Source organism: Actinomycetospora sp., assembly GCF_055612215.1.
The window spans coordinates 1-1,315 of record NZ_JBVPVA010000019.1 but is presented as its reverse complement, the minus strand read 5'-3'; the positions used below and the strand labels follow the sequence as shown (position 1 = coordinate 1,315).

Below are 1,315 nucleotides of genomic sequence, written 5' to 3'. Positions count from 1 at the left end.
GATGTCGATCCGCGACAACGTCGTCGCCGGCCTGAAGCTGCAGGGCGTGCGGGACAAGAAGAAGCTCGACGAGGTCTGCGAGGCCTCGCTGCGCGGCGCGAACCTCTGGAAGGAGGTCTCCGGGCGGCTCGACAAGCCCGGCGGTGGCCTGTCCGGCGGCCAGCAGCAGCGGCTGTGCATCGCCCGCGCGATCGCCGTGCAGCCCGACGTGCTGCTCATGGACGAGCCGTGCTCCGCGCTCGACCCGATCTCCACCCTCGCGATCGAGGACCTCATCGGGGACCTCAAGCGCGAGTACACGATCGTCATCGTCACCCACAACATGCAGCAGGCGGCGCGGGTGAGCGACCAGACGGCGTTCTTCAACCTCGAGGCCACCGGCAAGCCGGGGCACCTCGTCGAGATCGACGACACCGAGAACATCTTCTCGAACCCGACCGAGCGCGAGACCGACGACTACATCGCCGGCCGCTTCGGCTGACCCGGGCCCGGCCCCGTCCCGAAGAGCACGAGCGGCCGGTTCGTCACGTTCGACGGTGACGAACCGGCCGTTCGCTCGTTCCGGGGGGAATCAGGCCAGCGGCGGGTCGGGCATCTTGCCGGTGACCATGAAGACCACGCGCCGGGCGACCGCCACGGCGTGGTCGGCGAACCGCTCGTAGAAGCGCCCGAGCAGGGTCACGTCGACCGCGGGGGCGACGCCGTGCGGCCAGTCCTTGTTCATCATCACGGTGAACAGGTGGCGGTGGAGGTCGTCCATGGCGTCGTCGTCGGACTCCATGGTGAACGCGAGCTCGATGTCGCGCTTGAGGATCACCTGGCGGGCGTCCTGGGCCAGGTCGAGCGCGACACGGCCCATCTCGGCGAAGTAGGGCGCCACCTCCTGGGGCAGGACCAGGTCGGGGTGGCGCCGCCGGGCCGCCTTCGCGACGTGCAGGGCGAGGTCGCCCATGCGCTCGAGGTCGCCCGCGGAGTGGATCGCCGCGATCACCGAGCGCAGGTCGCCCGCGACCGGCGCCTGCAGGGCCAGCAGCCCGAAGGCCTGCTCCTCGGCCGAGGTCCGCAGGGCGTCGATCTCGGTGTCGGAGGAGATGACCTCCTCGGCGAGGTCGAGGTCCCCGTCGAGCAGTGCGCTCGTCGCCTTCTTCATGGCCTCGCCGGCCAGCTGGGACATCTGGGCGAGCTCGTCGTTGAGTCCCGAGAGCTTCTCGTGGTAGGCCGTGCGCATGGCCGCACCCTAGGCGGGGGTGGGGGCGGACACCCGTCCTGGACGTGAACCGGGGGTGAACGGGCCCCGGGTCACCCCGTGATCAGG

At 70.5% G+C, this 1,315-nt stretch carries 2 protein-coding genes; one reads left to right on the top strand and one right to left on the bottom strand.

Annotated features, from left to right (window positions below):
- Positions 1 to 481 (top strand): phosphate ABC transporter ATP-binding protein (locus tag AC0CYZ_RS00435; protein ID WP_472210932.1); only part of this gene is annotated, 481 nt, incomplete at its 5' end.
- 90 nt (positions 482 to 571) lie between these two features.
- Here the strand turns inward: AC0CYZ_RS00435 and phoU are convergent.
- Positions 572 to 1,228: a phosphate signaling complex protein PhoU gene (phoU, locus tag AC0CYZ_RS00430; RefSeq protein WP_472210929.1), complete on the bottom strand. Its 657-nt coding sequence runs from the start codon at positions 1,226 to 1,228 to the stop codon at positions 572 to 574.
- Between the last annotated feature and the right edge of the window lie 87 nt (positions 1,229 to 1,315).

What these genes read in the sequence shown, in the direction of transcription:
- phoU (WP_472210929.1), bottom strand. Translation starts at nt 1,228, where the DNA reads ATGCGCACGGCCTACCACGAGAAGCTCTCGGGACTCAACGACGAGCTC.